Raw genomic sequence first — 23,530 nt, 5'->3', positions numbered from 1 at the left:
TTCTTCCCGTACCGGCCCGTTTCTAGGCGAGCATGGTAAACAGGCTGGACAGCTTGTCTTTCAGATCTTTCCGGTCGACGATGAAATCCAGAAAGCCATGTTCCAGCACGAATTCGGCGCTCTGGAAATCTTTGGGCAGGTCTTTGCCGATAGTTTCGCGGATAACGCGGGGACCGGCAAAACCAATCAGCGCACCGGGTTCGGCGATGTTGAAATCGCCCAGCATGGCGTAGGATGCCGTTACTCCACCCGTTGTCGGATCGGTCAGCAGCGATACATACGGCAGTTTAGCCTGCGCCAGCAGCGCCAGTTTAGCCGATGTCTTGGCCATCTGCATCAGCGAGTAGCCCGCTTCCATCATGCGCGCGCCACCCGACCGCGAAATCATCAGGAAGGGGGTGCGGCTCTGAATAGCGTGATCAACGGCACGGGCAATTTTTTCGCCAACGACCGATCCCATCGAGCCGCCGATGAAATTAAAGTCCATGCAGGCAACCGTTACCGTTACGCCATTCATGGGCCCGTAGGCGGTCCGGACGGCGTCTTTGAGGCCGGTTTTAGCCATGGTGGCTTTAACCCGGCCGGGATACGATTTGGTATCGGTGAACTTGAGCGGATCGGCAGAGGTCATGTTCGGGTCAAGCTCGGTGAACGCGTTCTCGTCGAAGAGGATCGAGAAATAAGCGTCGGACCCTATTTTTTCGTGATAATTGCAGTGAACACAGGTATATGCATTGATCTTATGCTCCCGCGTGTGCATTACTTTTTTGCAGTTCGGGCATTGATACCAAAGACCGTCGGGGGCCTCCCGCTTCATTTCGGTCGGGGTCAGAATCCCCTTATCTTTTCGGACGAACCAAGACATGACGTTTATTTACGGTTTACGATTTATGAGCCGCCGTTGATGAGGGCTTTTCATAAACGGGTCGTAAAGGTACAAAGAAAACGAGTGGTGGGTTGCAAAAGAAAATATAGGTACCCTCGTCCGGCTATCGTTTCGTATTTAGTCCGTTTTTTTGTGGTAGACTAACGAAGGCCGGCGTTTAACCGCTGGTACGGCCGTATCATCTTCATGCAACTAACCGATCTTCTGTATAAAATTCCGCTGCTGGCTACGTCGGGCAGTATGAATACCGATATTACCAGCCTTACCATGGATTCACGCCGGGTAGGCCCCGGTAGCCTGTTTGTGGCCGTTCGCGGCACCCTGACCGACGGCCATGCGTTTATCGAAACCGCCGTTCGGCAGGGGGCAGCCGCCATTCTCTGCGAAGACCTTCCCGACAATACCGCCGATGGGGTAGCTTACGTACGGGTCCAGAATACCCCGCATACCCTGGGCCTGATAGCCGCTGCCTTTTACGACCGACCGTCGCAGAAACTACGACTCGTGGGGGTAACCGGTACAAACGGCAAAACCTCGGTGGCTACGCTGCTGTTCCGGCTTTTTCGGGCCCTGGGCTACCGCTGCGGCCTGCTATCTACCGTGCAGAACCAGATCGATGATCAGGTAATACCGGCGACCCATACCACCCCCGATGTGATCACGACCAACCAGCTGCTCACCCAGATGCTGGCCAATGGCTGCCAGTACGTCTTCATGGAGGTGAGTTCGCACGCCGTGGTCCAGGAGCGGATTGCGGGTTTGCAGTTTGCCGGGGGGATCTTCACCAATATCACCCACGACCACCTCGATTTTCACGGTACATTCGACAACTACATCCGGGCCAAGAAAGGCTTCTTCGATCAGCTGCCGGCTTCGGCCTTTGCGCTGACCAATGTAGACGACAAGCGCGGGCTGGTGATGCTGCAAAACACAGCCGCCCGCCGGGAAACGTACTCACTCCAGACGCTGGCCACGTTTAAAGGTAAGCTGCTGGCCGATACGCTGTTTGGCCTGAACATGCTGGTCGACGATCGGGAGGTATGGTTCAAGCTGATCGGGAAGTTCAACGCCTACAACCTGTTAAGCGTCTACGGAGCGGCTGTGCTGCTGGGCGAAGACCCAACTGAGGTGCTGACCCAGCTGTCGGCTCTGATGCCCCCGCCGGGTCGGTTCGAGCAGGTCGTATCTGACGATAAGATTGTTGGTATTGTCGACTATGCCCATACGCCCGATGCGCTCCAGAACGTGCTGGAAACCATTGTCGGCCTTCGGCATACCGACGAGCAGGATTACCTGCCGCAAATTATCACCGTAGTGGGGTGCGGAGGCAACCGCGACGCTGCGAAGCGACCCATCATGGCCGATATTGCCTGCCGGTTCAGCAACCGGGTCATTCTGACATCCGACAACCCGCGCAACGAAGACCCGATGGCTATTCTGGAGCAGATGCAGGCGGGGGTGTCGCCGGTCGACTTCAAAAAAACAAATACCATCGAAGACCGGCGCGAAGCGATCAAGCGGGCTGTTGCCCTGGCCCGGCCGCACGATATCATTCTGGTAGCGGGAAAAGGCCACGAAACCTACCAGGAAATCAGTGGGATAAAATACGATTTTGACGACCGGGCCGTACTGCGCGATGCTTTCGCAGAACGCCGAAATCAGTAACTTTGGCCAATAATAATGGATGAGCGATTGAGTGATTGAGCGAATTAATCATGCACTGGCAAATCGCTCAACCACTCATTCACTCATTTCGTGTATGCTGTATTACCTTTTCCAATTTTTAGACGAACGGTACAACTTTCCGGGGGCCGGGGTATTTCAATACATCTCGTTTCGGGCGCTGGGGGCGGTCATCACCTCGCTGCTGATTGCGGCCATTTTCGGCCGGCGTATCATCGATAAACTACGTACGCTGCAAATCGGCGAATCGATTCGGGATCTGGGGCTGGAAGGGCAAATGCAGAAGCGCGGTACGCCTACGATGGGTGGGTTCATCATCCTGTCGTCTTTGCTGATTCCGGCGCTGCTGTTTGCCAAGTTATCGAATGTGTATGTGGTACTGGCGCTGGTATCGACCGTATGGACCGGGCTGATCGGCTTCCTCGACGATTACATCAAAGTTTTCAAGAAGAATAAAGAAGGACTGGAGGGGAAGTTCAAAGTAGTTGGGCAGGTTGGTCTGGGATTGATCGTTGGCCTGACGCTGTACTTCAACGAATACGTGAAGATACGTATTTATGCCCCCCGGCTGCTGAGCACATCCAACGTACCGGACGTGTACACCGACGTTAAGTCGACGCTGACAACGGTACCGTTTCTGAAGAATAACGAATTCGACTACAGCTCCCTGCTGTTCGGCGTACTACCCGACGAGTATACCTGGATCGTATATGTGCTGGTCTGCATCTTCATCATCACGGCCGTATCGAATGGCGCCAATATTACCGATGGCATTGACGGGCTGGCGGCCGGTACATCGGTTATTATCGGGCTGACCATCGGGGTGCTGGCCTACCTGTCGGGTAACAAAGTATTTTCCCAGTACCTAAACATCATGTACATCCCCAACTCGGGTGAACTGGTGATTTTCTGCGCGGCTTTTGTGGGGGCCTGCGTTGGGTTTCTATGGTACAATTCGTACCCGGCGCAGGTGTTCATGGGCGATACGGGCAGCCTGATGCTGGGGGGCGTCATTGCGGTTCTGTTTCTGGCCATTCGAAAAGAGCTGCTTATTCCTATTGTCTGCGGTATTTTCCTGATCGAAAACATATCGGTCATTATGCAGGTCAGTTATTTCAAATACACGAAACAGAGGTATGGCGAGGGCAGGCGTATTTTCCTGATGTCGCCCCTGCATCACCATTTCCAGAAGAAAGGATACCACGAAGCAAAAATCGTTACCCGTTTCTGGATCATTGCTATCATTCTGGCCGTGCTTGCGCTGGCCACCCTGAAGCTCCGGTAGAGGATTTTCAGTCACTCCCTTGTATTTCAGCAGTATACCGCCTATATTTGCACTCCCGTTTCAGGACGGGAGTGTTTTTTGCGTAAGCAAATCATTAGAAATCAACCAATTAGTCTCCATAACAGTGAATACGCTCAGTTACAAAACCATCTCTGCCAACAAAGAAACGGCGCAGAAAGAATGGGTTGTGGTTGACGCTCAGGGTGAGGTGTTAGGTCGGCTGGCCAGCCAGATCGCACGCCTGATTCGCGGCAAACACAAAACCAACTTTACGCCCCACGTTGACTGTGGAGATAACGTAATCGTCATCAATGCCGAGAAGGTTCGTCTGACCGGCGCCAAGATGACCGACAAAGTCTACGTTCGCCACACCGGCTACCCCGGTGGTCAGCGCTTCGCGTCGCCCCGTATCCTGCTCGAAAAGCATCCTCAGCGCATCATCGAGCACGCCGTTAAAGGCATGTTGCCTAAAAATCGGTTAGGCCGTCGGTTGTTTACCAACCTGCACGTATACGCCGGGGATCAGCACCCGCATGAGGCTCAGCAACCCACAGTCGTTAAATTCTAAGTCACAGCCGAATGGATCGTATTAATACCATTGGTCGCCGGAAGACTGCCATCAGCCGCATCTACATGTCGGCAGGCAGCGGGGCCATCACGGTGAACGGAAAAGACTACAAGCAGTATTTTCCCACCGAAGTGTTGCAAATCATTCTGAACCAGCCGTTCGCAACGGTAAACGGCGTAGGTGGCTACGACGTGAAGGTCAATGTTCGTGGTGGTGGTGTAGCCGGTCAGGCTGAAGCAACCCGTATGGCCATTGCCCGCGCACTGGTCGAACTGAACGCCGAGTTCCGCCCTGCCCTCAAGAAAGAAGGCTTCCTGACCCGGGATTCGCGTATGGTAGAACGGAAAAAATACGGTCGCGCCAAGGCTCGTCGTCGGTTCCAGTTCTCGAAACGCTAATCAATGGAAAATGTATAATGAACAATGCCGTTACAGTCCTGTAAGCCTATTTTTCATTACACATTATTCATTTAAAATTGTCCAGACTACCCTTAGATGATGCCGACGGGTGGTGCTGCGTATTTTTAACAACATTCATTTTCAAAGTCTGAAATGGCACAAATCGAATATAAAGACCTCCTCGACGCTGGTGTGCACTTTGGCCACTTAACGCGGAAGTGGGACCCCCGGATGGCTCCGTATATCTTCATGGAGAAAAACGGCATCCACATTATTGACCTTAACAAAACGGTTGCGGCACTCGATGAAGCCTGCAACGCCATCAAAGGCATTGTACGCTCGGGTCGGAAAGTGATGTTCGTGGCTACGAAGAAGCAGGCTCAGGAAATCGTTTCGGAAGAAGCGCGTCGCCTGAAAATGCCGTACGTGACTGACCGCTGGCAGGGCGGTATGCTCACCAACTTCGCAACCATCCGAAAGTCGCTGAAAAAAATGCAGACGCTGGACAAAATGCTGAAAGACGAGGAGACCGTCAAGAGCATTGCCAAGCGCGAGCGTTTGACCAAAACCCGCGATAAAGAGAAACTGGAGCGCGTACTGGGCGGTATTGCCGACCTGACCCGCCTGCCAGCTGCTCTGTTCGTTGTCGACGTAAAGCGTGAGCACATTGCCGTATCGGAAGCACACCGTCTGGGTATTCCGGTTTTTGCTATGTGCGATACCAACTCGAACCCCGAGGAAGTAGATTTCGCGATCCCAGCCAACGATGATGCGTACAAATCTATCGCTCTGATTACGCTGGCCATTGGCCGGGCCATCGAAGAAGGGCTGATGGAGCGCAAACAGGATAAAGACGACCAGCGCGTTCAGGAAGAGGAAGAAGCCAAGCGTAACGAAGACGTTGTGCAGGCCCGCGCCGAAGACGAGAGCAAACTGGCTGATCAGCCCGAAGCAACCGGCTCGCCAGCCGCTGTTGCTGAAGATGAGCAGGATGCATAAACTGATTGACGGTATACCGGTTCCGGCGGTTTGGTGCTACGGCTGCTGATAGCCGACCGACTGATACCCGACATCAACATCAGAAAATAGCCCGTAGCAGCCGCTATGGGCTATTTTCTGATAAAAAGAAATTTACCGTTATGTTAATAACAGGCGGCTTTGTGAATCGAAAAATTAACAACTGAAAACCGTTTTTTACAATGGCAATTACTGCTGCTGACGTAAACAAACTTCGGCAAGAGACCGGAGCCGGGATGATGGATTGCAAAAAGGCCCTCACCGAAGCCGACGGCGATTTTGAAAAAGCCAAAGAGATTCTGCGCAAGCAGGGTCAGAAAATAGCCGACAAACGGGCCGACAACGCTACTGCAGAAGGTATCGTACTGGCTCACGTTAGCGAAGATGGCAAAACCGGCAAAGTGATTGCCCTGGCCTGCGAAACCGAACCCGTATCGAAAGTAGCCGATTTCCAGAATCTGGCCATGGCCGTTATGAGCACGGCTGTTGCTACCAACGCTGCGAATAAGGAAACGCTGCTGGCAACCCCCCAGGCCGATGGTCGCGCCCTGCAGGATCATATCACGGATCTGATGGGTAAGATCGGCGAGAAAATCGATGTCGCTTCGTTCGAAACCGTTTCGGCCGACAAAGTGGTATCGTACATTCACTCGAACGGTAAACTGGGTGTGCTGGTTGGATTGACCAACACGAACGGTACCGACGTGACCGAAGTAGGTAAGGACGTAGCTATGCAGATTGCAGCGATGAAGCCCGTTGCTCTTGACAAGGATGGCGTCGATGCTACCATTGTTGAGCGTGAGATTGAGATTGGTAAAGAGCAGGCTCGTCAGGAAGGAAAGCCTGAAGCTATGCTGGAGAAGATCGCGATGGGTAAGCTTAACAAGTTCTACAAAGAGAACACCCTTCTGAATCAGGAGTTTGTAAAAGATAGCTCGCTTACTATTGCACAGCTGCTGGAGAAAACCAGCAAAGGGCTGACGGTTTCAGCCTTCAAACGTGTTGCAATAGGATAAAATAAGTAGTTAACTACCGTTTAGTAGATACCCGGCTTTTGAGCCGGGTATTTTTGTTTTTATTCAATCTGACAACTTAATGACCTACGTACATGAAATTATTTAACTAAATTTACCGAGTAACCCACAGTAACTTTATGAAACAAAAGTTAACTGACGAGGAATTGGTCAACAATTACCTCGAAACCCACCAGAATGACTACTTTGAGCAATTGTATGAACGCTATTGCCATAAAGTACATCGTAAGTGCCTTTCGTTTACAAAAGATGACGTACAGGCTCAGGATTTAACCCAGGACATTTTTCTGCGGTTGATGACCCGGCTTGACAGTTACAAACACCAGGCCCGGTTCTCGACCTGGTTATACTCGGTAACGCATAATTATTGTACTGATCAGATCAGGGGCGCCAACAAACGGCAGGCGCTGACTGGCGATAACGACTGGGATACGCTGGATGTCAGTGCCGATGATGGTATAGCCGAGCAGGAAGAGCAGATAGCCCGCCGAATTCATCGGGCCATGACCTGTTTGAGCGCTGACGAGCAGATGCTGCTTCATCAGCGGTATCAGGATGGTATCAGCGTAAAGGAACTGGCAATGCAGCATGCGCTAACCGAAAGCGCGGTGAAGATGCGTCTGAAACGATCCCGTGATCGCCTGCGTCAGTACTATTGGCAAAACGATTAAACCCGCCAGCCGTCGAAGATCGATGTGTAGACAAACAGAGTATACTATTTCGCAAAAAAGCCCGGCTGCTCCAGTCGGGCTTTTTTGCTGCTAATCCCATGGGATTATTTGAGTATCGGTGAGTAATAGACCGTTACTTTCTGGCTAATTCAAGTCTTAGACAGGTTATAACCACCGTATGGCTGACTACTCGGATGAAGAATTGGTGCGTCGTTACACGGAGACCCAGCGAAATGAGTACTTCGAGCAATTGTACGAACGCTATTGCGATAAAGTGTATCGCAAGTGTCTGTCATTTAGCAAATCGCCGGCGCAGGCCGAAGACCTTACTCATGATGTCTTTTTAAAGCTGGTGCTCAAACTGGGCAGCTTCAAAGAACAATCGAAGTTTTCGACCTGGCTTTATTCCATAACCTACAATCACTGTGCAGACTACATACGGTCGGCGCAACGGCATACGGAAGTACACATTGATGAAGGCTGGGATCGGATCGATAATTCACAGGACGACGAACTCGCTGAGCTGGCCGAATTTGAAGCCCGGAAACTCAAGTGGGCGCTGGAGAAAATGCCTTACGAAGAACGGACCATGCTGCTAATGAAGTATCAGGATGGGGCCAGCCTCCGGGATATTGCGGAGGTGAGTGGTCTGACCGAAAGCGCGGTGAAAATGCGGCTGAAGCGTTCGCGTGATAAACTGCGCAAATATTACCTCGAAGCGGTTGTATTCTGGTTGCTTCTGGCACTTAAAGTAGCGGTATTGCTCCGCTGGCCCATTCGTTGACCGTATCAGTATGGATGAACCAAATCCTTTCCTGGCAATCGAGCCCGATGCCACGTGCCCACCCGAACTGCGGGAGCAACTAATATCCGAAATTGATCTGATTCGCGACACAATGACAGTTATCGAACTGTACGTGGGCGAATTCTTTAAAGCAGCCTCTGTACTGGCTGACCCTCCGGTCGCTAATTCTGGCCAATCTTTTTAATTATGAAACAATTACCCAACCTGACAGAGGTTCTTCGGACGACTTTTCAGACGCTGATCGATCAGTTTATTCAGTTTGTACCGCGCTTACTGGGCGCATTGGTTATTCTGATCATCGGCATCGCCGTGGCGCGTCTGACTGCTTTTGTGGTCAGGCGAGTGTTGGCCCGGGTTGGCTTCGATAAAATTGGTGAGCGCCTGAACGAAATCAGCATCATCAAGCAGCTCAAAACGGAAATAAAGCTGAGCGAGATCGTAGCGAAAATCCTTTATTACTTTATTCTGCTCGTGTTTATTACAGCGGCAACCGAAACGTTGGGCGTAGCGGCCATCACAGACATGGTATCGTCGCTGGTAAACTTCATTCCTAAACTGATTGCGGCCGCCATTATGCTGCAGGTAGGCGTGTTACTGGCCGATGCAATAAGAGGTGCAGTTATTAGCGTTTGTGAGTCGTTCAAAATCGCATCGGGTCGCCTGCTGGGAACGATTGTATTCGTTTTCTTTCTCCTGATTACGCTGATCAGTGCGCTGGGTCAGGCTGGTATCAATACGGAACTGCTCGAGTCCAGCTTCAACCTGATGATCGGTGGCGTCATTTTTGCCTTTGCCTTCGGGTATGGCATAGCGTCGCGGGATCTGATGGCCAACATATTGTCTGCCTTCTATACAAAAAACAAGTATCAGGAAGGACAAACCATTGAGATCGACGGGGTGAAGGGACAGATTACCAGGATCGATACGACATCGATAACGCTCCAGACTGATCAGACCACAACGGTATTCCCGCTGCAACTATTACAGACAAAAAAAGTAGAGATTTATTAACATGAATCCGTTGCCTTTGGGGCTGAATGACGTCCAAACGGCCAAATCTATAGGTATGAAACACTACGTCTATTTACTACTGGGCTGGCTTGCCTGTCAGCCTGCACAGGCGCAGGACTCAACAATTGTCGCCAACTTCAAAGATACCGTAGCCATAAAACCCGATACATCCTACTGGCAGCGTTCGTTTAGCGGAGGTGTCAATTTTAACCAGGCCTCGTTCAATAACTGGACGGGGGGTGGGGTCAACTCGGTAGCCCTCGGAGCCGTCGTTGCCGCGCGGGCGCTGTACGAAAAAGAACGATGGTCGTGGGACAATACCGCCGATCTTCAGTTAGGGTTTGTGACGCAGGCGGGGTTGACCCGAAAAGCCGCCGATCAGATTTTGCTGAATTCGGTAGCTGGCTATAAAATCTCGCCCAAGTGGGACATGTTTGGGTCGGGTACATTCACGTCGTTTTTTACGTCAGGCTATCGATACACGGGGTTGGCGCCCGGTCAGACACGTTTCAAAGTAGCTAATTTTCTGGCGCCCGGTCAGCTAACTATAGCCTGGGGCCTGGCCTACAAGCCGAACGACTGGTTTGCCTTGCGGGTGAGCCCGTTTGCGCCACGGTTTACGTTCCTGGCCGACCAGAGCGTCCGTTTCCGGGAGGGGGCCGATAAAATCCCGGTGCGCGACCCCAATGCGACGGTCTATGGCGTTGAGCCGGGACGAAGCATTCGTACCGAATGGCTGGCCTTACAACTGCAGGCGGCTCTGACCCGCAATCTGAGCGAGAACGTAAGCATCAACGCCAAATACCTCCTGTTTGCCAACTACCAGACCCTCAATGCCATCGATCATCGCGTTGATATCATTCTCACCGCCAAAGTCAGTCGATACATCAGTACGACCCTGGGCATAATTGCCCTGTTCGACAAAGATTTCTCCAGCGACTGGCAACTCCAGCAGACGCTGGGTATCGGACTCGTCTACAACGTGACGACGTTTCGGAAGAAATGACAAGGGGCGGGGTGGTTACCAGGTTGGTCAAGCTGCGTCAAAGAAGCCGTATCTGCTAGTACCACCTAAACTCCCACTTGTATCATGATAAAGGAATTTCGCACATTCATTGCGCAGGGTAACGTACTCGATCTGGCCGTCGGGGTTGTTATTGGTGCCGCTTTCGGCAAAATCATCACATCGCTGATCGAAGATATACTCAACCCAATTATTGGCCTGGTATTGGGGGGGGGCGACTTTAAAGAGATGAAGATTGTGTTGAAGGAAGCCGTTGGTACAGCGCCCGAAGTGGCTATTCGGTACGGTAATTTTCTGAATACAATTATTCAGTTTGTGCTGATCGCCTGGGTTATCTTCCTGATTGTAAAAGCTGCGAACCGAAGCCGCCAGGTACCGAACGCATAAAAGTCTATGGCTATCTGCCTGTCAGCAACCCTCCGCTTGGCCGGAGGGTTTTTTTATGCCGTCTGGTCAACTGCTGATCGGAACGACGTCTTGACCGCAATCAGCACGCGGCAAAACCCTCCCGGGTAGTGAATGAGAATGGTTTACCTGGCTGTAAGGTACCAACTTTTTTAAAAAAGTAATTTTACTTGGTTAGTTGTGCGCAGATCAGTATGTTGCATTTAGTACCTTTGATCTATTCAATTAGTAAACTAAAATCAGTCATCTGTATGCTAAGAGAATTTCGCACATTTATCGCCCAGGGTAATGTACTCGATCTGGCTGTCGGGGTTGTCATTGGTGCTGCTTTCGGCAAAATCACCACATCGCTGGTTGAAGATATCATTAACCCTATTCTGGGGCTACTCATTGGCGGTATCGATTTCAGTCAGCTCAAGCTTGTGCTCAAAGAAGCCGCAGGAACCAGCCCCGAAGTGGCCATCCGCTACGGTAATTTTCTGAATATAGTTATCCAGTTTGTGCTGATTGCCTGGGTCATTTTTCTGATCGTCAAGCTGGCCAACCGGTTGCGGCTGTCTGAGTCACTGGCCGCGAAAGAGTAGCGTTACGGCAAAACTTAGGGTAAAAGCTTTCCGGACATTCGGGGAGCTTTTGTTTTATGCGTTATTTTGCCAGTAGTACGTCGTTATCATGTCAGCAAAGAAAATAGTCATTTTAGGCGGGGGAGAGAGTGGAGTCGGCGCGGCCCTGCTGGCTCAGGCGAAAGGGTTTGAGGTCTTTTTGTCGGATAAAGGCTCACTGAAAGACAGTTACCGGGCTACGCTCGAAGCCGCCCAGATTCCGTTCGAGGAAAATCAGCACACCGAAGCCCGTATTCTGGCGGCTTCGGAAGTGATCAAAAGTCCCGGTATTCCGGCAACGGTGCCGCTGGTCGAAAAACTACGGGCGCAGGGAACGCCCGTTATATCCGAAATTGAGTTTGCTGCCCGCTATACAAAGGCCCGTTTGATCGGTATTACCGGGAGCAACGGCAAAACAACCACAACCCTGCTGACGTATCATCTGCTGAAAACAGCGGGTTACAATGTAGGCCTGGCCGGAAACGTGGGCGATAGCTTTGCCGCGCAGGTTATCGACGACACGTTCGATTATTTTGTGCTCGAGCTAAGCAGCTTCCAGCTCGACGATATGGAGCAGACTCATCTCGACGTGCGGGTATTGCTCAACATCACTCCTGATCACCTCGACCGCTACGGGTACGTTTTTCAGAACTATGTAGATTCCAAATTCCGGATTCTGCAAAACGCCCGTCCCGACGATACATTCATCTATTTTGCCGAGAGTCAGCCTATACAGACCGAACTGGCCAAACGAAATCCGGCTATCGCCCAACTACCCATTTCGCTGGAGAACCCGGTGGAGGAAGGGGGGTATTTTCTGGACAACACCCTGACGGCCATTCGCAACGGCCATACGTTTCAGATGCCGCAGGCCGAAACAACGCTGCGCGGACCGCATAACGCCATCAATGCCCTGGCGGCTATCCTGGCGGCACAGTCGGTCGGCGTGTCAGACGAGGCCATTGCCGAGGGGTTACGCACGTTCGCGAACGCAGAACACCGTATGGAACCTGCCGGTACGATTCGGGGGGTTCGGTTCATCAACGACTCGAAAGCGACTAATGTCGATTCGGTATACTATGCGCTGGCCAGCATGGACGCGCCAACCGTCTGGATTGCAGGTGGGCAGGATAAAGGTAATGACTACAGCCAGTTAGCTAATCTGGTTCGACAGAAGGTAAAGGCGCTGATTTGCCTGGGCGTCGATAATCATAAACTGACAGATTACTTCGGCCCGGTCGTGCCGTCTATTCAGGAGACCCGCAGCGTAGAGGAAGCCGTATCGATGGGCCTGGCGCTGGCCGAACCCGGAGATATTGTACTGCTTTCGCCAGCCTGCGCCAGCTTCGATCTGTTCAGAAATTACGTAGACCGGGGCAACCAGTTTAAGGCAGCCGTAAAAAATGTACTGGCCGGCAATACGTAACCGAAGCCAACTCGCTCATCGTATATTGCTCATCCCTCATCCCTCAAACTCATGTTCCTTCGCGACTGGATTCGTACACATCTAAAAGGGGATCGCCAGATCTGGTGGATCGTGCTTTATCTGTCGATCATGAGCGTACTGGTGGTGTACAGCGCTACCGGTACCAAGGCGTTTCGGGAGCTGGACGGCAACACCGAAGTGTTTCTGCTGAAACATGGTTCACTGCTGCTGGTCGGTCTGGCCTGCACGTACTTTGCGCATAAGATCAACTATGTCTACTACGCCCGCCTGTCCAAGTTCGGGCTGTGGTTGTCTATTCCGCTGTTGTTATGGGCATTTTTCAAGGGGTCGACCCTGAACGATGCCTCTCGCTGGGTAACGATTCCGATCATCAACCAGACGTTTCAGCCCTCCGATCTGGCCAAGCTGGCGCTGATCTCGAATCTGGCTGCTATGCTGGCCAAGCGGCAGCGGTTCATGAGCGACCCAACCGTCCTGTTCAACATTATCATCTGGATCGGGCTGATCTGCTCGCTGATTATCCTGTCGAACACCTCTACGGCCCTGCTGCTGGGTTTTACCTGTTTTCTGCTGATGTACATTGGCCGGGTGCCGGTTCGCTACCTGATCATCATGGTGGGCGTTTGCGTATTCTTTGGCGGCATCGGTCTGTTCTTCGGCGAACGCTTCGGAACGGCTACCAACCGGATGAAGAATTTCATGGATTCCGACACCATCGTCTATCAGGTCGAGCAGTCGTACATTGCCCTGGCCAATGGCGGCCTGACCGGGCAGGGGCCTGGCAACAGTCACCAGCGCAACACCCTGCCCAACCCATTTTCGGATTTCATCTACGCCATCATCGTTGAAGAATATGGATTGCTGCTGGGCGGTATTCCGGTGGTGCTGGCGTACCTGTGGTTCCTCTGGCGTGGTATGAAAACACTACAGAAAGCCTCCCGACCGTTTGGGGGGCTACTCTCTGCCGGGCTAACCTTCAGTATTGTTTTCCAGGCTTTTGCCAGTGTTTGTGTCGCTATCGGGCTGGCTCCGGTTACGGGACAACCGCTGCCCTTATTGAGCATGGGAGGAACCTCGCTCATATTTACGGGCCTGGCCATTGGTATTGTGCTGAGCGTGAGTCGGGAAGAGGTAGACGAGAGTAAAATCTAGGAGTCGTAAGCTGGCCGCTTCACCCGCTGAACAGCCAGCTTACCGCTACCTGTCAGGAATAGCTATGAGAATTATAATCAGTGGGGGTGGAACAGGCGGGCATATTTACCCGGCTATTGCTATCGCCAACGAACTGAAACGCCTGGATGCGACCACCGACATTTTGTTCGTGGGGGCCGAAGGTAAAATGGAGATGGAAAAGGTGCCCCGCGCCGGCTACCCCATCGAGGGGTTGCCCGTTGTGGGAATCAAGCGCGAGCTGACGCTGGAGAACCTGATTTTTCCGGTGAAACTGGGTCAGAGCCTATTCCGGGCCCGCCAGATCGTACGGACCTTTCGGCCTGATGCAGCCGTTGGCGTTGGTGGCTATGCCAGTGGCCCTTTGCTGCTGGCTGCGTCTATGGCCGGTGTTCCAACGCTTATTCAGGAGCAGAATTCCTATGCCGGGCTAACCAATAAAGTACTGGCCCGCTGGGCCGAACGGATCTGTGTGGCCTACCCCGGTATGGAGGCATTTTTCCCGGCCGCTAAAATCAGGATGACGGGGAACCCGGTTCGGAGCGACATCCAGTTTGCCGATCAGCAGGTCAGCGCGGGGCAGCAGCTGTTCGGGCTGGAAGCCACCCGCCCCACTTTGCTCGTTATTGGCGGTAGCCAGGGCGCCCGAACGATCAACGAAGCGATGGAGGCCGGACTGACGCAGTTTGTCGATGCCGGCATTCAGGTAGTCTGGCAAACAGGCCCCGCTTTTATTGAGCGCGCCCGGAAGGCCGTAGCCACCGTAGGGTCATCGCTGGTAAAAGCGTATGACTTTATCTACGACATGGATAAAGCCTATGCCGTAGCCGACGCGGTTGTATCGCGGGCGGGGGCGCTGTCGGTGTCGGAGTTGTGTCTGGTAGGGCGACCGGCTATTCTGGTACCGTTTCCGGCGGCAGCCGAAGATCATCAGACCAAAAACGCCATGGCGCTGGTTGATCGGGATGCAGCTCTGCTGGTGCGTGATCAGGCGGCTCGTACCGATCTGATTCCGGCTGCGCTGGCGCTACTGAACAACCCGGCCCAGCGCCAGCAGTTGCGAACCGCTATCAAAACCCTGGCCAGGCCAGATGCAGCCCGCGAGATTGCGGAAGAAGTAGTAAATCTAATGAAACGATGAGTCTGGATCAGTTCAAGTACATCTATTTTCTGGGTATAGGCGGAATCGGTATGAGTGCCCTGGCACGCTGGTTTCGGATCAACGGCTACGAGGTGGCCGGGTATGACCGAACCCCCACCGCCCTGACCAATGCGCTGGAGGCCGAAGGTATGGCCATCCATTTTACCGAGGATACGCAACAGATTCCGGCCGAGTTTCTGGCCAACCCGGCCCAGACGCTGGTCGTTTATACGCCGGCTGTACCCAACACACATGCCGAATACATCTACCTGACAGATCATGGGTTTACCCTGCAGAAACGTTCGCAGGTACTGGGCCTGCTGGCCGGTCAAATGAAAACCGTTGGGGTGGCCGGTACACACGGAAAAACCACTACCTCGTCGATGGTCGCTCATATCCTGCGCGATTCGGGGGTAAACTGCGCGGCTTTTCTGGGAGGGATCACCAATAATTACAATACCAATTTTCTGCTCAACGAACCCGCCGATGATCTGCGGGAGGTGGTTTGCGTTGTCGAGGCCGACGAGTTTGACCGGTCGTTTCTGACGCTGTACCCACAGCTGGCCATCGTTACGTCGACCGATGCCGACCACCTCGATATTTACGGGGCGCACGATGCTGTCCTCGAATCATTCGGGCTGTTCGTCAGCCAGATTGCGGATGATGGTGTGCTGTTTATGAAACAGGGCCTGACGCTGGCTGACCAGACAAATGCTACCGTTAAGGAGTATTCGTTACAAAAAGGCGACTATTGTAGTCAGAATCTAAAAATAGAAAATGCAGCTTTTGTTTTCGACCTTGTGTATCCGAACGGTGTAATTACCGATATTCGCCTGACGGTTCCTGGTTTTCACAATGTTGAGAACGCTGTGGCGGCTGGCGCGGTTGCGCTGGAGCTGGGTGTATCGGCAGAAGCCATTCGTTCGGCATTGAATACGTACCGGGGTGTTCGTCGGCGATTCGAGTACATTCTCAAAACAGACGATGCGGTTCTGATCGATGATTATGCGCATCATCCTGAAGAAGTTAGAGCCTTTTTGTCGTCGGTAAAAGCGCTGTATCCGGATCGGGAGCTGACGGCTGTTTTCCAGCCTCACCTCTTCAGCCGCACGCGTGATTTTGCCGAAGGGTTCGCCGAAAGTCTGTCGCTGGCCGATCATGTGATTCTGCTGGATATTTATCCGGCGCGGGAATTACCGATCGAAGGAGTAACGTCAGATCTGATATTTCGGGCGGTACAATCGAAAACCAAACGACAAAGTACCAAAGCTGAATTGGCAGGCGTTGTGCGGGATATGAAGCCTTCTTTGCTGGTCACGATCGGAGCGGGCGACATTGATCAGCAACTGCCGGCACTGAAATCAGCATTAATAGACCAATAGATAAAAATAGTTGGATAATGACTTAGCTTATACGCAGATGTTTTCTACCTTTAAATCAACCAGGAAGTGGTTTTACATGGCCGGCGGGCTTGTCACGTTGCTTGGTCTGATCGCCTTCACCGAAGTGCGGCAGGATCAAAAACGGGTTCGTGCGGTGGTTGTAAAACTTAATCAGGTTGACGGTCACCAGTTTCTGACGCGTCGGGACGTGACGGGGTACTTAACAAACGGCGGAGCTGACCCGGTAATTGGTAAACAGTACGAAGAGGTTGATTTTCGGCAGCTGGAAGTTCGCTTACGGCAGCATGGGCTGGTAAAAACTTGTCAGGTATCCCGAGACTTAATGGGAAATCTACTCGTCAGTGTTGAACAGCCCAGGCCTGTTGCTCGTTTGATGACAGACAGCGAAGGGGTTCGGACCGTCTCGGGGCAGTACATTAGCGAAGAAGGTCGGTTCTTTCCGATCTCGATGAATTATACCGCTCGTGTGCCTATCCTGACCGGGCCGTATTTTAAACGGAACCGCTCGCTGGCCAGCGAACGGAACCAGCCTTTACTTGGCCTGCTTCGGTACATTGCCGACGACCCGCTCTGGCGGGCGCAGATCGCCGAACTGTCGGTCGATGAGCAGGGCGAGGTAACCATGTGGCCGCAGGTGGGAAACCACCGAATCGAGCTTGGCTTGCCAACCGATCTGGATGCGAAGTTTAAGAAATTGAAGTTAGTATATACCGACGTTTTACCGGCTAAGGGATGGGATCGCTACAGCCGGGTAAACGTTCAGTACCGAAATCAAATCGTGTGCGAATGACAACAACGGGAAGTGACGAGAAAATTGTGGTCGGGCTCGACATCGGCAGCACCAAAGTGTGTGCGGTGGCTGGCCGGTTGGTTCGTAACAACAGAGAACAGGAAACGCTTGAAGTACTGGGCGTGGGAGAAACCGCTCTGGCCGATGGGGTTACGAAAGGGTCGGTGGTTAACGTCAACAACACGGTAAACGCCATCCGGCGCGCCGTAGCCGAAGCATCGAACCAGTCGAACCTGAACATTCACTCGGTCAACGTTAGCTTTAGCGGAGCACACGTGACGTCGATCAAGGCGAATGGCAACATCACGCGCTCGTCGATGGGTGATGAAGTTCAGATTGAGGATATCGATCACCTCCTGAGCGATATGTACCGAAACCGTACGTCAATTCCGGCCGATAAAGAGATTATTCACGTGTTGCCCATGGATTTCATGGTCGATAACGAATCGAATATCAATCAGCCGGTTGGTCGTAACGGCGTAAAGCTCGGGGCCGATTTTCAGCTCATTACGGCGCAGGCCAACGCGGCCCGTAACGTACGCAAGTGCATTACCCGAAACAATCTGGAGCAGGAAACGATGATGCTGTCGGCCCTGGCGTCGGGCCTGGCGGTACTGACTGATGAAGAAAAATACGCCGGCGTGGCCCTGGTCGATATTGGTGGTGGCACGACCGAACTGGCTATTTATTACCGCAACGTGCTTCGTCATGTGGCGGTGTTCCCGTGGGCCGGTAACAGCCTGACGTCCGATATTCAGGCGGGCTGTAAAATTCTGCCCAATCAGGCGGAGCAGCTCAAGCGCAAGTTCGGCAGTGCCATACCGGGTGAGTACAATCTCAACGAAGTGGTGGCGGTACCGGGTCTGAGCAACCGGCGTCCTAAAGATGTTTTACTGAAGAATGTAGCGGTTATTATCGAAGATCGTCTGCGCGAAATTGCTGCGTTGATCCAGGCTGAAATCATTCGGTCGGGCTACGAAGGCAAACTACTGGGCGGGCTTGTCCTGACCGGCGGTACGGCGCTGATTCCCGGCGTTGAGCAGATATTTGGGCGGGTAACGGGCGTTGAAGAAGTGCGCGTTGGCTATCCCGAGCATCTGGAACCCAACGGTCGGGCCGATCTGGTGGGCGACCCTGCCTATGCTACGGCCGTGGGTCTGGTGTGGGCTGGTTATAAGACCATTGATAATCGGATTTCGTTTATCAGCGATCCCAACCGGGCCGCCTATAACGACGAGCCAGCCAACGTGCCAACCCGCCAGCCGACATACGGTCCGCCACCAACGCCGGTGCGCGAGAAGGTAGAGAAAGCACCTGTCCCCGAGAAGGCGCCCGAAGAGGGCGGAGGTTTGCTGGGCTGGCTCCGTAAGGTAACGCGACCGATTCGCGGTAACGAAACCGACCCCTATTAACCGACCCGCGAGGGGAGACCGGCCCCAAGCCGGTTCATTTGCATTCAGGCAGTACCAACTATCGAAACAGACACCACAGACCCACACATGCAAAGTCAGGGCTATAGATTCGACATACCGGATGACAATCCGACAATCATTAAAGTGGTTGGGGTAGGGGGCATGGGCGGCAATGCCGTCAAGCACATGTTTGACATGAAGATGCAGGACGTCAATTTTGCCGTCTGCAATACCGACCGTCAGGCACTCATGAACAACCCCGTTCCAACCAAATTGCAACTGGGCGATGGGCTGGGAGCAGGTACCGAAGCCAAAGCGGGCGAAGATGCAGCCCGTGCCAGCATCGACGAGATCCGAAACCTGTTGGCGCCACCGACCAAGATGGTGTTCATTACGGCGGGTATGGGCGGTGGTACCGGAACCGGTGCTGCGCCGGTAGTGGCCGAGGTGGCCCGCGAAATGGGACTTCTGACAGTAGCTGTCGTCACGGCGCCCTACTACTTTGAAGGAACCGACAAAAAAGAACAGGCTCGCGAAGGGATCGAGAAGCTGAAACGCAGCTGCGATACGGTACTGGTCGTTCTGAACGACAAGCTGGCCGAACTCTACAGCGAACTGACCTGGACGGATGCCTACGCACATGCCGATGATGTACTGGCCAACGCGGTAAAGAGTATTGCCGAAATCATCACGACCCAGGGCGACATCAACGCTGACTTTGCCGACGTTAAGAAAGTACTGGAAAACGCGGGTCAGTCGGTGATGGGATCGGCCGAAGCGGCTGGTGAAGACCGGGCGTTACGCGCTATCGAAGCGGCTCTGAACTCGCCCCTGCTCAACGATCATGACATTCGGGGTGCTAAACGGATTCTGCTCACGATCTCGTCGAGTAAGGAACACGCCATGCGACTGAAGGAGCAGATGGCCATCTCGGAGCATGTAGCCAAGAAAATTCAGACCGAAGCCCGAATGTTCAAGTTTGGCGCTATTACCGACAAGAATCTGGGCGACAGTTTGCGCGTTACGATCATTGCGGCTGGCTTCGACGGGACATCAACGCTGATGGATCAGCTCAAGAACACGGTTGTTGAACCTGAACTCATTGCGGAGCCGGAGAAAGAGCCGGAAGAGGTGATCGATGAACAGCCACAGGATGCGACCGAGCCGACCGAGCTATTCCCTGCCGATCCTGTAATCATCGACCCGGTGGTAGCTCCCAAACCGGAAGGCGTGGTGGTAGCAGTCGATGAACGGCAGCTGACACCAACCGGCTATAACGGCGCCACCATCGTCCGGCCCGACACGCTGCCGGGCGCGGGCATGCGGCCTAACCACCAGCATGACGAAAATGGCATTTTACTGCTCGACGAAGATGAACGCCCGAGCGACGCAGACTTGATCGAACGGATGATCCGGACGTTTGTGGATGGTAAATACACCGCCACCGAACTTGACCGGCCTACGTTCGAGCGGAACAAGACGCTGCTGTATTCGCTGCCGATGCTACCCGAACATGAGTTCGTCCGCTCGAAACTGAACGATTAATTAGTCACTATCCTACAAAAGTCCGGGGTTGCGGTAGCGCAATTGCCGGACTTTTGCGTTAAGCCCGACCCTGCCGTGACCCATACCGACGTTAAGACGGCGCTGCTGGCGCTGGAACAACCCGAACGGGCTTCGTTTGTAGCTCGTTTCTTCAAGACCCGGCCCGGCCAGTACGGCGAGGGCGACCAGTTCCTGGGGCTCTCGATGCCGCAGCAGCATGCGATTGCGCGGCAGTTCAGGTTGCTACCGGCCGATGACGTGGAGCAGCTGCTCCACGATCCGTACCACGAATGCCGGATGACGGCCCTGCTTATCTGGGTGTATCAGGCCCGAAAAACAGGGATAACCGGTCGGGCTGACCTGGCCGACCGCTACCTGGCCAATCGACAGTATGTCAACAACTGGGACCTGGTAGACGTGACCTGCCCGGCTATTCTGGGCGAGTATCTCCTGCATACCGATCGATCGGTGCTGTACGATCTGGCCCGGCAGGATCACCTCTGGAGCCAGCGAATAGCCATGGTGTCGACACTGGCGTTTATCCGGAAAGGACAGTTTGCGGATACGTTTGCCCTGGCCGAACTACTCCTGACCCACAAACACGACCTGATTCATAAAGCAATTGGCTGGATGCTGCGCGAGGTGGGTAAACGCAGCCCCGAAGCGCTGGAGGAGTTTTTGCACGACCACATCCGGCAGATGCCGCGTACGGCTCTACGCTATGCCATCGAGAAATTTGACCCCGCCCGTCGGCAGTATTATCTGAAGCTGTAAGGTGATGGCACGGTACTCAGCCTGTCTGGTTAACAACAGGACGGTTTCGTCGGATCGGGTGCGCTTCTAGCCCGGCACCCGATCCGACAAAAATTAGCACAAAATCCAAGACGTAATCTTCTTCTGCCAGCACAGCCCGGACGGAATAAGTAGCTGTCAGAACGTACTGAACTTCAGCCGCTGATAGGGCGACACGCCTGTACAATGGTCGTGCACTATGGCTATTTACTGCTGCACCCCGACCAGATTCAGCATGAAGGCGTACTCCAGCGCAATTTCTTTCAGGGCCTGGAAACGGCCCGAAGCACCCCCGTGGCCCGCTTCCATGTTGGTATGGAGCAATAGCTGATTGGTATCGGTTTTCAGCGTACGGAGTTTGGCAACCCATTTGGCGGGTTCCCAATACTGCACCTGCGAGTCATGAAGCCCCGTGGTCACGAGCAGATTGGGATAGGCTTTCTTCGTGACGTTGTCGTAAGGCGAATACGATTTCATGTAGTCGTAGTAAACCTTCTGCTTGGGGTTGCCCCATTCTTCAAATTCACCCGTCGTGAGCGGAATGGTTTCGTCGAGCATAGTCGTGACTACATCGACGAAGGGGACGGCGGCTACAACGCCCCGGTAGAGCTGGGGCGCCTGGTTAATGACCGCACCCATCAGCAGACCACCTGCGCTGCCGCCCATAGCAAACAGCTTATCCGGCGAGGTGTATTTCTGGTTGATGAGGTGCTGCGATACGTCGACAAAGTCGTTGAAGGTATTTTTCTTCTTCAGCATCTTTCCGTCTTCGTACCACCGACGCCCCATCTCCTGACCGCCCCGAATGTGGGCCATGGCGTAAATAAACCCCCGGTCCAGCAGGCTCAGGCGGGTCGAGCTGAAGCTGGGTTCCATGTTGATACCGTAAGAGCCGTAGGAGTATTGCAGCAGGGGTGCCGAGCCGTCTTTTTTGGTTCCTTTCCGGTACACGATCGATACCGGCACTTTGGCACCGTCGCGGGCCGTTACGAAAATACGCTCGGAGGTGTAGTTGGCCGGATCGAAGCCACCCAGTACCTCCTGACGCTTCATCAGGGTGGCGGTCTGGGTGTCCATGTTGTAATCGTAGGTCGAGCTGGGCGTGGTCAGCGACGCATAGGTATAGCGCACTACGTTCGTGTTGAAGTCCGGGTTGTAGCCGATGCCTGCTACGTAGGCCGGGTCCTGAAACGGCAGGTAAAAGTCAGCTCTGGCCGGATCGCCGGTTCGTTTCTGGCTGATAATCCGAATGTTGGTCAGGCCTGCTTTGCGTTCGCCCAGGACGAGGTGATTGGCAAACACGTCGAGGTCACTCAGGTACACGTCGGCCCGGTGCGGAATGACTTCTTTCCAGGCGTTCCGGTCGGCCGTTTTGCCTTCCGGCACTTCCATGAGCCGGAAGTTTTCTGCCTTCCAGTTGGTCCGCACGTAGAACTTGTCTTTGTAATGAACGATGTCGTATTCGTGTCCTTTCTCGCGCGGCAGAAATACCGAAAAGGCCCCAGTGGGTTTGCTGGCGTCGAGCAGCCGGTATTCCGTAGCGACACCATTATGATCGACGCCGATTGTGATGTATTTCTTTGATTTCGAACGGCCCAGCCCCATGTAAAACTGGTTATCCGGCTCTTCGTAGACCAGCACATCCTGCTCGGGGCTGGTGCCCAGCACGTGCCGGAATACCTGATAGCCGAGCAGCGTCTGCGGGTCTTTCTTGATGTAGAACAGCGTCTTGTTATCAGCCGCCCAGGCAAAGCTGCCTGCTTCGGTATTGGGTATGATCTCGGGGTAGATCTGGCCGGTTTTGAGGTTCTTGATCCGCAGTGTATAGAGTCGTCGGCTTACGGTGTCTTCGCAGAATACGGCCAGTTCGTCGTTGTCCGACACCTCATAGCCGCCCAGCTGATAGTAGTTATGGCCGCGGGCCAGGGCGTTCCCGTCAAACATGACTTCTTCGGTACCGGTCAGCGCGCCTTTTTTGCGGCAGTAGATCGGGTACTCGCCACCGGTTACGTAGCGGGTGTAGTAGTAGTAGTCTCCTTCTTTGTAGGGAACCGATTCATCCTGCTGTTTGATGCGGCCCTTCATCTCGTCGAACAGTCTGTCCTGCAGTCCTTTTACCGGGGCCAGCACCTGGTCCAGGTAGGCGTTTTCGGCCTTCAGGTAGTTGATTACATCCGGATTTTCGCGCTCGTTGAGGTAGTAGTAATTATCGACGCGGGTGTCACCGTGAATGGTAAGTTCTTTGGGCTTGATAGCGGCCCTGGGGGGCTGTACGTTTTGTGCCTGAGTCATGCTGTGCAGCGTGAGGGTGGTAATAATCAGTAAACACGTTCCCTTCATAGCAGTTCGTTTAAGAGGTCAGTTTGTAAAGATACGCTTTGTTTGCGCGCACCGGCGATGCGGCCGACTCGCCAACAGGAAGAAACCAATCGACGGATCGA

General features: G+C 53.5%; 22 protein-coding genes. 20 read left to right on the top strand and 2 right to left on the bottom strand.

Annotated elements, in window-relative coordinates; translation table 11 throughout:
• Positions 1-22 precede the first annotated feature (22 nt).
• Positions 23-865: an acetyl-CoA carboxylase, carboxyltransferase subunit beta gene (accD, locus tag B1C80_RS17660; protein WP_077922528.1), complete on the bottom strand. Its 843-nt coding sequence runs from the start codon at positions 863-865 to the stop codon at positions 23-25.
• Positions 866-1,072: 207 nt separating this feature from the next.
• Here accD and B1C80_RS17655 point away from each other — a divergent pair, with 207 nt between their 5' ends.
• From B1C80_RS17655 to B1C80_RS17555, 20 genes are all read left to right on the top strand, one after another.
• A complete protein-coding gene (locus B1C80_RS17655) occupies positions 1,073-2,551 on the top strand; it encodes a UDP-N-acetylmuramoyl-L-alanyl-D-glutamate--2,6-diaminopimelate ligase (RefSeq protein ID WP_077922527.1) in 1,479 nt (492 codons plus the stop codon).
• A 94-nt stretch (positions 2,552-2,645) separates the two neighbouring features.
• Entirely contained in the window at positions 2,646-3,854 is a 1,209-nt protein-coding gene (mraY, locus tag B1C80_RS17650; RefSeq protein ID WP_077922526.1) for a phospho-N-acetylmuramoyl-pentapeptide-transferase, read from the top strand.
• 124 nt (positions 3,855-3,978) lie between these two features.
• A complete protein-coding gene (gene rplM / locus B1C80_RS17645) occupies positions 3,979-4,422 on the top strand; it encodes a 50S ribosomal protein L13 (RefSeq protein ID WP_077922525.1) in 444 nt (147 codons plus the stop codon).
• 11 nt (positions 4,423-4,433) lie between these two features.
• Positions 4,434-4,820 (top strand): 30S ribosomal protein S9, encoded by a 387-nt coding sequence (rpsI, locus tag B1C80_RS17640; RefSeq protein WP_077922524.1) that lies wholly within the window; start codon positions 4,434-4,436, stop codon positions 4,818-4,820.
• Positions 4,821-4,973: 153 nt separating this feature from the next.
• Positions 4,974-5,819: a 30S ribosomal protein S2 gene (gene rpsB / locus B1C80_RS17635; protein ID WP_077922523.1), complete on the top strand. Its 846-nt coding sequence runs from the start codon at positions 4,974-4,976 to the stop codon at positions 5,817-5,819.
• A gap of 200 nt (positions 5,820-6,019) precedes the next feature.
• A complete protein-coding gene (tsf, locus tag B1C80_RS17630; protein WP_077922522.1) occupies positions 6,020-6,853 on the top strand; it encodes a translation elongation factor Ts in 834 nt (277 codons plus the stop codon).
• A gap of 137 nt (positions 6,854-6,990) precedes the next feature.
• Entirely contained in the window at positions 6,991-7,542 is a 552-nt protein-coding gene (locus B1C80_RS17625) for an RNA polymerase sigma factor (protein WP_077922521.1), read from the top strand.
• Positions 7,543-7,720: 178 nt separating this feature from the next.
• Entirely contained in the window at positions 7,721-8,326 is a 606-nt protein-coding gene (locus B1C80_RS17620) for an RNA polymerase sigma factor (RefSeq protein WP_077922520.1), read from the top strand.
• Positions 8,327-8,533: 207 nt separating this feature from the next.
• Positions 8,534-9,358 carry a hypothetical protein gene (locus B1C80_RS17610; protein WP_077922518.1) on the top strand — a complete coding sequence of 275 codons (825 nt, stop codon included), beginning with the start codon at positions 8,534-8,536 and terminating at the stop codon, positions 9,356-9,358.
• A gap of 55 nt (positions 9,359-9,413) precedes the next feature.
• Positions 9,414-10,364 (top strand): DUF3078 domain-containing protein, encoded by a 951-nt coding sequence (locus tag B1C80_RS17605; protein ID WP_077922629.1) that lies wholly within the window; start codon positions 9,414-9,416, stop codon positions 10,362-10,364.
• 84 nt (positions 10,365-10,448) lie between these two features.
• Positions 10,449-10,769, top strand: coding sequence for a large conductance mechanosensitive channel protein MscL (gene mscL / locus B1C80_RS17600; protein WP_077922517.1), 321 nt, complete (start codon positions 10,449-10,451; stop codon positions 10,767-10,769).
• Between the two features lie 269 nt (positions 10,770-11,038).
• On the top strand, positions 11,039-11,371 hold the full coding sequence (gene mscL, locus B1C80_RS17595) for a large-conductance mechanosensitive channel protein MscL (RefSeq protein ID WP_077922516.1): 333 nt from the start codon (positions 11,039-11,041) through the stop codon (positions 11,369-11,371).
• An 88-nt stretch (positions 11,372-11,459) separates the two neighbouring features.
• Entirely contained in the window at positions 11,460-12,815 is a 1,356-nt protein-coding gene (gene murD / locus B1C80_RS17590) for a UDP-N-acetylmuramoyl-L-alanine--D-glutamate ligase (protein ID WP_077922515.1), read from the top strand.
• A gap of 51 nt (positions 12,816-12,866) precedes the next feature.
• A complete protein-coding gene (locus B1C80_RS17585) occupies positions 12,867-13,988 on the top strand; it encodes an FtsW/RodA/SpoVE family cell cycle protein (protein ID WP_077922514.1) in 1,122 nt (373 codons plus the stop codon).
• A 64-nt stretch (positions 13,989-14,052) separates the two neighbouring features.
• On the top strand, positions 14,053-15,147 hold the full coding sequence (gene murG, locus B1C80_RS17580) for an undecaprenyldiphospho-muramoylpentapeptide beta-N-acetylglucosaminyltransferase (RefSeq protein WP_077922513.1): 1,095 nt from the start codon (positions 14,053-14,055) through the stop codon (positions 15,145-15,147).
• A complete protein-coding gene (murC, locus tag B1C80_RS17575; RefSeq protein WP_077922512.1) occupies positions 15,144-16,529 on the top strand; it encodes a UDP-N-acetylmuramate--L-alanine ligase in 1,386 nt (461 codons plus the stop codon). Before murG ends, murC begins: the two co-directional genes overlap by 4 nt.
• A gap of 37 nt (positions 16,530-16,566) precedes the next feature.
• Positions 16,567-17,340 (top strand): cell division protein FtsQ/DivIB, encoded by a 774-nt coding sequence (locus tag B1C80_RS17570; protein ID WP_077922628.1) that lies wholly within the window; start codon positions 16,567-16,569, stop codon positions 17,338-17,340.
• Positions 17,337-18,752, top strand: a complete 1,416-nt coding sequence (gene ftsA / locus B1C80_RS17565) for a cell division protein FtsA (RefSeq protein WP_077922511.1) — start codon at positions 17,337-17,339, stop codon at positions 18,750-18,752. The genes B1C80_RS17570 and ftsA overlap by 4 nt, the downstream gene beginning before the upstream one ends.
• 87 nt (positions 18,753-18,839) lie before the next feature.
• A complete protein-coding gene (gene ftsZ / locus B1C80_RS17560) occupies positions 18,840-20,297 on the top strand; it encodes a cell division protein FtsZ (RefSeq protein WP_077922510.1) in 1,458 nt (485 codons plus the stop codon).
• A gap of 75 nt (positions 20,298-20,372) precedes the next feature.
• On the top strand, positions 20,373-21,071 hold the full coding sequence (locus B1C80_RS17555; RefSeq protein WP_077922509.1) for a DNA alkylation repair protein: 699 nt from the start codon (positions 20,373-20,375) through the stop codon (positions 21,069-21,071).
• 225 nt (positions 21,072-21,296) lie between these two features.
• Here the strand turns inward: B1C80_RS17555 and B1C80_RS17550 are convergent, their stop codons facing one another.
• The gene (locus tag B1C80_RS17550; protein ID WP_077922508.1) at positions 21,297-23,429 is read right to left on the bottom strand and encodes a S9 family peptidase; all 2,133 of its coding nucleotides are present in this window, start codon (positions 23,427-23,429) and stop codon (positions 21,297-21,299) included.
• Positions 23,430-23,530: the final 101 nt, after the last annotated feature.

This window comes from Spirosoma sp. 209 (genome assembly GCF_002006735.1).
In the GTDB taxonomy this organism is placed as follows: domain Bacteria; phylum Bacteroidota; class Bacteroidia; order Cytophagales; family Spirosomataceae; genus Spirosoma; species Spirosoma sordidisoli.
This window is presented reverse-complemented; position numbering and strand designations above follow the sequence as displayed.

Excerpts from the sequence above, each read along its gene's own strand:
- murC (WP_077922512.1), top strand. The coding sequence starts at position 15,144 with ATGAGTCTGGATCAGTTCAAGTACATCTATTTTCTGGGTATAGGCGGA.
- rpsI (WP_077922524.1), top strand. The coding sequence starts at position 4,434 with ATGGATCGTATTAATACCATTGGTCGCCGGAAGACTGCCATCAGCCGC.
- murG (WP_077922513.1), top strand. The coding sequence starts at position 14,053 with ATGAGAATTATAATCAGTGGGGGTGGAACAGGCGGGCATATTTACCCG.
- tsf (WP_077922522.1), top strand. The coding sequence starts at position 6,020 with ATGGCAATTACTGCTGCTGACGTAAACAAACTTCGGCAAGAGACCGGA.
- mscL (WP_077922517.1), top strand. The coding sequence starts at position 10,449 with ATGATAAAGGAATTTCGCACATTCATTGCGCAGGGTAACGTACTCGAT.
- B1C80_RS17655 (WP_077922527.1), top strand. The coding sequence starts at position 1,073 with ATGCAACTAACCGATCTTCTGTATAAAATTCCGCTGCTGGCTACGTCG.
- B1C80_RS17625 (WP_077922521.1), top strand. The coding sequence starts at position 6,991 with ATGAAACAAAAGTTAACTGACGAGGAATTGGTCAACAATTACCTCGAA.
- murD (WP_077922515.1), top strand. The coding sequence starts at position 11,460 with ATGTCAGCAAAGAAAATAGTCATTTTAGGCGGGGGAGAGAGTGGAGTC.
- ftsA (WP_077922511.1), top strand. The coding sequence starts at position 17,337 with ATGACAACAACGGGAAGTGACGAGAAAATTGTGGTCGGGCTCGACATC.
- accD (WP_077922528.1), bottom strand. The coding sequence starts at position 865 with ATGTCTTGGTTCGTCCGAAAAGATAAGGGGATTCTGACCCCGACCGAA.
- B1C80_RS17620 (WP_077922520.1), top strand. The coding sequence starts at position 7,721 with ATGGCTGACTACTCGGATGAAGAATTGGTGCGTCGTTACACGGAGACC.
- B1C80_RS17585 (WP_077922514.1), top strand. The coding sequence starts at position 12,867 with ATGTTCCTTCGCGACTGGATTCGTACACATCTAAAAGGGGATCGCCAG.
- ftsZ (WP_077922510.1), top strand. The coding sequence starts at position 18,840 with ATGCAAAGTCAGGGCTATAGATTCGACATACCGGATGACAATCCGACA.
- mraY (WP_077922526.1), top strand. The coding sequence starts at position 2,646 with ATGCTGTATTACCTTTTCCAATTTTTAGACGAACGGTACAACTTTCCG.
- B1C80_RS17605 (WP_077922629.1), top strand. The coding sequence starts at position 9,414 with ATGAAACACTACGTCTATTTACTACTGGGCTGGCTTGCCTGTCAGCCT.
- B1C80_RS17610 (WP_077922518.1), top strand. The coding sequence starts at position 8,534 with ATGAAACAATTACCCAACCTGACAGAGGTTCTTCGGACGACTTTTCAG.
- rpsB (WP_077922523.1), top strand. The coding sequence starts at position 4,974 with ATGGCACAAATCGAATATAAAGACCTCCTCGACGCTGGTGTGCACTTT.
- mscL (WP_077922516.1), top strand. The coding sequence starts at position 11,039 with ATGCTAAGAGAATTTCGCACATTTATCGCCCAGGGTAATGTACTCGAT.
- B1C80_RS17570 (WP_077922628.1), top strand. The coding sequence starts at position 16,567 with ATGTTTTCTACCTTTAAATCAACCAGGAAGTGGTTTTACATGGCCGGC.
- B1C80_RS17550 (WP_077922508.1), bottom strand. The coding sequence starts at position 23,429 with ATGAAGGGAACGTGTTTACTGATTATTACCACCCTCACGCTGCACAGC.